This window comes from Falsiroseomonas oryziterrae (assembly GCF_021864505.1).
Taxonomy (GTDB): domain Bacteria; phylum Pseudomonadota; class Alphaproteobacteria; order Acetobacterales; family Acetobacteraceae; genus Falsiroseomonas; species Falsiroseomonas oryziterrae.
In genome coordinates, this window is sequence record NZ_JAKJIB010000331.1 from 1 (window position 1) to 4529 (window position 4529).

Annotated in this window: 5 protein-coding genes and 1 pseudogene; 4 read left to right on the forward strand and 2 right to left on the reverse strand. The window is 72.1% G+C overall.

Features of this window, described 5'->3' with window-relative positions; genetic code table 11:
- The 4 genes from L2I40_RS19425 to L2I40_RS19440 all read left to right on the forward strand — a co-directional run.
- Nucleotides 1-636, forward strand: a 636-nt coding sequence (locus L2I40_RS19425) for a class I SAM-dependent methyltransferase (protein ID WP_237216836.1), incomplete at its 5' end; no start/stop codon positions are given.
- An 11-nt stretch (nucleotides 637-647) separates the two neighbouring features.
- Nucleotides 648-1640 carry a glycosyltransferase family 2 protein gene (locus L2I40_RS19430; RefSeq protein ID WP_237216837.1) on the forward strand — a complete coding sequence of 331 codons (993 nt, stop codon included), beginning with the start codon at nucleotides 648-650 and terminating at the stop codon, nucleotides 1638-1640.
- Between the two features lie 5 nt (nucleotides 1641-1645).
- Nucleotides 1646-1996 carry a DMT family transporter gene (locus L2I40_RS19435; RefSeq protein ID WP_237216840.1) on the forward strand — a complete coding sequence of 117 codons (351 nt, stop codon included), beginning with the start codon at nucleotides 1646-1648 and terminating at the stop codon, nucleotides 1994-1996.
- Entirely contained in the window at nucleotides 1993-2400 is a 408-nt protein-coding gene (locus L2I40_RS19440) for a DUF3574 domain-containing protein (protein WP_237216838.1), read from the forward strand. The genes L2I40_RS19435 and L2I40_RS19440 overlap by 4 nt, the downstream gene beginning before the upstream one ends.
- Nucleotides 2401-2455: 55 nt before the next feature.
- Here L2I40_RS19440 and L2I40_RS19445 read toward each other — a convergent pair whose 3' ends face one another.
- Both L2I40_RS19445 and L2I40_RS19450 read right to left on the reverse strand, forming a co-directional pair.
- Nucleotides 2456-3793, reverse strand: coding sequence for an alkaline phosphatase (locus L2I40_RS19445; protein WP_237216839.1), 1338 nt, complete (start codon nucleotides 3791-3793; stop codon nucleotides 2456-2458).
- A gap of 81 nt (nucleotides 3794-3874) precedes the next feature.
- Nucleotides 3875-4529: pseudogene (locus L2I40_RS19450) on the reverse strand (phosphoenolpyruvate carboxylase); the annotation flags it as partial.

Sequence of the window (4529 nt, forward strand, 5' to 3'; positions counted from 1 at the left end):
CCCGGCGCGTCGGGCCCCCTGCTGGACGCCGGCTGCGGCACCGGCGGGCTGCTGCGGGTGCTGGCCCAGGCCTGGCCGGCGCGCGGGGCTGTCGGGCTCGACTTCATGCCCTCCGCGGCGTTGCGGGCCGCCCGCAAGTCGGGCCGGCCGGTCACAGCGGGCGACACCAACCGGCTTCCCTTCCCGGATGCGAGCTTCGGGGCCGCCATCAGCATCGATGTGATCTGCCATGCCGGGGTCGATCCGGCGCAGGCGCTCTCCGAGCTGCATCGCGTGCTGCGGCCGGGCGGCACGCTGGTTCTCAACCTGCCCGCGTATGAATGGCTGCGCAGCGCGCATGACGTGCGCGTCCACAACGCCCGCCGCTTCACTGCGACCGGCGCGCGACGCCTGCTGGACGCCGCCGGGTTCGCTGCGATCTCCGCGCGCTACTGGAACGGGCTGCTGCTTCCGCTCATGGCGCTGCAGCGCAAGGTGCTGCACCGTCGGCCCGATGCGCCGAGCGACGTGACCGACTTCCCACCCTGGATCGACCGCACCCTGCTCGCCGTGTCGGAAGCCGAGCGCTGGCTCGGCGCGCGCGGCGTGCCGATGCCCTGCGGCGGATCCGTGCTGCTGACGGCCACGCGGCCGTGATGGAGACTGCCTTGACCGAACCCGCCTCTCCGATCGGGCTCTCGATCGTCGTGCCGGTCTATCGCGGCGCGGCGACGATCGGCGCCCTGGTCGCCGCGCTGTCCGACCTGAAGCCGGATGGCGGGATCGAGATCGTCCTGGTGAACGACGGCAGCCCGGACAATTCGGGCGAGGTCTGCCGCGAGCTCGCCCGCACCGCCAGCGTGCCGCTGACCTACATCGAGCACGCGCGCAATTTCGGCGAGCACAATGCGGTCATGACCGGGCTGCGCCATGCGCGCGGCCGCTACGTGATCACCATGGACGACGACCTGCAGAACCCGCCGGAGGAGGTCCTCAAGCTCTACGACCACGCGCGGCTCGGGAACTGGGACGTGGTCTACACGCGCTACGCCAAGAAGGAGCACGAGGGCTGGCGCAACCTCGGCAGCCGCTTCGCCAACGGCGTGGCGGACCTGCTGCTCGACAAGCCGAAGGGGCTCTATCTCTCCTCCTTCCGCTGCATGTCGGCGCTGGCGGTGCGCGAGGTCACGAAGTATCGCGGCCCGTACCCCTACGTGGACGGGCTGCTGATGCAGGTGACGCAGCGGCTCGACTCCATCGAGGTGCGGCACCTGCCGCGCGCCGAGGGGCGCAGCAACTATACGCTCAAGCGCCTGGTGCTGCTGTGGCTGAACCTGGCGACGAACTTCTCCGTCCTGCCGCTCCGGCTCGCGATCCTGGCCGGCGTCGCCATGGGCGTCCTCGGCCTGCTCGGGGCGCTGCTGGTGATCGTCGAGGCGCTGATCGGCGTCACGCCCTCCGGCTGGGCCTCCACCATGACGGTGATGCTGCTCATCGCCGGCGTGCAGTTCATGATCCTCGGCGTGCTCGGCGAATATGTCGGCCGTGCCTTCCTCTCGGCCAACGGCAAGCCGCAGGGCGTGGTCCGGGAGGTGATCGCCGCCGAACCGGCTGCGGAGCCGCAGCCGGCCGACAAGCCGCGCATGCGGGCGGTGTCGTGAGCGCCATGGCGGCGGCCTGGCTGACGCTTGCGGCGGCGATCGCGAGCTCGCTGATCGGCCAGGTGCTGCTGAAGGCGGGCGCGTCTGGGTCCGTCGCCGCCTCGGCCGGCTTCATGGACCAGCTGTTCCGCTGGCAGACGATCGTCGGCCTCGGCTTCTACGGCGGCGCGGCGCTGCTCTACATCGTGGCGCTCCGCAAGATCCCGATGAGCGTCGCGCTGCCTTCCACCGCGGCGAGCTACGTGGTCATCGCCATCGTCGGCTGGGCGGCCTTCGGCGAGTCGCTCGACGCGATGAAGCTGTTCGCCATCGGGCTGATCTGCCTCGGCGTCGTGCTGCTCGCGACGACCGCATGAGGCGCACGGGATCCGCGCTGCTGTTGCTGCTGCTCGGCGCCTGTGCCGCCGCGCCGCCGGCCTGCCCCCCTGGCCTGCAGCAATCGACGGTGCTCGAAGCCTTCTTCGGCCGCAGCAGCGCCGGGCGCGAGGTGGTGGGCGACGCCGACTGGGCGCGCTTCATGGACGAGGTCGTGACGCCCGCCTTCCCGGATGGGCTCAGCGTGCTCGATGCCGCGGGTCAGTGGCGCGGGCGGGATGGCCGCATCGCGCGCGAGCGCAGCAAGCTGCTGGTCGTTGCGCTGCCCGGCGGCACGCCAACGCAGGCGATGGAGCGCCTTGCTCCGGTTGCCGCCGCCTACCGCGCCCGCTTCGCGCAGGAGAGTGTGATGGTGGCGACGCGACAGGGCTGCGTGGGCTTCTGATCCACGGCCCACCCCCTTTCCCGCAAGCGGGAAAGGGGGTGGGCCGTGCCGGTGATCACGCCGCGCCGAACAGTGTCCGGTGCATGACGCGGTATATCTCCGAATTGTCCATCACGCCGGTGATCTGACCGCTGTTGAGCCCGATGCCGCGCACCAGCATCGCGCCGGAGGCGTCCGACACCGACGCCCAGGCAACCGCGAAGGGCAGGCGCTGGCCGTTGCGGTCGGGCGCGGCGATGAAGGGCACGCCGCGCGTGCCGCTCTCGCCATCGAGCGGCGCGCCGTTGCGGTCGCGCTCGGCCAAAGGCTGGCCCGGCGTGACGCCGCCCGAGCCCGCGCGCGGGCCAAGCACCTGCAGCGCGCCGGCATCGGAATCGGCGGTGGTCAGCATCAGCGTGTTCGGGTTGCGGCCGATGAACTCGGCGATGACCCCGATCGCCGCATCGGCGCGCTTGCCGGCCTCCAGCATGCCGCGGGCGTTGTTCACGTTGCCGAAATTGTCGGTCCCTTCCTCCTCCGCCACCAGCAGGAAGCCGCCGGGCGCGCGCGACAGGATGGCCAGCGCAGCCTGCACCATCTCTGCGAAGCTCGGCGCCGTCTCGACGTAGAGCGGCAGGTTCTGCTGGGCGAGCGTCTCCTCGTTGCGGTCGTTGAAGGTGTGGTCATGCGCGAAGATGCCCCAGACCCGCGTCGCGGTCGGCGGCAGCGCGGCCAGCTCCTCCTTCGTGAAGACCAGCGTGTAGCCCTTGGCGCGCAGCTCCTCGACGAGGTTGCGGCCATCGGTGCGGGCGCCCTCCCCGAAGCGGCCCTGCGTGCCGCGCGGCAGGTACCAGCGTTCGCCGCCCGCGAGATGCACCGGCACGCCGCTCTCGGCGACGAGCCGCGTGATCTCCTCGAGGCTGTTGCGCCGCGCGGTGGAGGCGACGAAGGCGGCCGTCCCCGGCTCATAGGCGGCGCCGGTCTGCACGAGGCCGACCGCCTTGCCGCGCGCCATCGCTTCCTGCGCGATGGAGCCCTGGAAGCCGGACGCGCCGGCGATGGGCGTGTTGCCATCCTGCCCGAAGCTGTCGGCCTGCACCTTCACGCCATAGGCATGCGTGGTCGCGCCGCCATGGCTGGTGCCGGTCAGTGCGTCCTTCATGTGGCCGAGATAGATCGCGGTCGCCGGCAGCCGGTCCCAGTTGGTGCGCCCGTCCGGGCCGACGGTGACCATGCGGATCGCGTTCCACACATTCAGCCCCGCTCCGTCGGGATGGCAGAAGATGACATTGCCAGTGGCCGCCTGGGTCGGGGCGGGGGCAGGGGCCTGGGCCTGGACCGGGGTGGAAGGCAGCGTGCCGGCGGCGGCCGCGGCCGCACCAGCTGCAAACAGGGAACGGCGCGTCTGGCGCATGACGATCTTCCTCCACGCGGCGCATTCCGCGCCGTCATCAAAACGTCATAGCTTTGTCATGAACGCCTTCGCAAGCGGCGCTCAGCCGAAGGCGCCGACCTCGTGCGCGATCGCGGCCGAGCATTCCCGCACCAGCGCGAAGAGCGCCCCCATCGGCGCGAACAGGTCGGCATGCTCCCGCGCATAGCTCGCCCCCTCGCGCGGCGGAGCGGGTTCGGCGAAATCCAGGCCCGCGGAGGGGTCGGCGGCGGCGGGGAACACCTCGCCGAGCAAGGCGAGCGCCCGCTCCACGTCCAGCTGCAGGATGCCGCGCAGCACGCCCTCGCGCGTCGCGCCGTGGCGCGGGCTGAACTCCGGCAGCTTCACCGCCAGCAGCCAGATCCGGTGGATCAGGGCCAGCCGCAGCGCATGCAGCAGCACCAGCCTGTCCGCCATGCGCGGCAGGTCCGGCCAGGCGGCGCGCAGCGCCAGGTGGTCGGCCTGCAGGCGGCGGAACATCCGTCGCACCGGGGCGGAGAGGTCCAGCCGCTCCAGCGCCTCGGCCACAGCCATCAGCTCCTCCCGTCGTCCGGGGCGAGAGGTCGCGCCGGCGCGGTCGAGCCAGGGGCCGGGATCGAGCGTGTCCACCGCCGCGCGCAGCACGCCGAGGTCGCTCGCCGCGGCGGCATGCGCGGCCATCGCCAGCGCGCGGGCGAAGCGCGGGCTCTTGGCGCGCAGCTCGGCGAAGGCGTCCGGG

Excerpts from the sequence above, each read along its gene's own strand:
- L2I40_RS19435 (WP_237216840.1), top strand. The coding sequence starts at position 1,646 with ATGGCGGCGGCCTGGCTGACGCTTGCGGCGGCGATCGCGAGCTCGCTG.
- L2I40_RS19440 (WP_237216838.1), top strand. The coding sequence starts at position 1,993 with ATGAGGCGCACGGGATCCGCGCTGCTGTTGCTGCTGCTCGGCGCCTGT.
- L2I40_RS19445 (WP_237216839.1), bottom strand. The coding sequence starts at position 3,793 with ATGCGCCAGACGCGCCGTTCCCTGTTTGCAGCTGGTGCGGCCGCGGCC.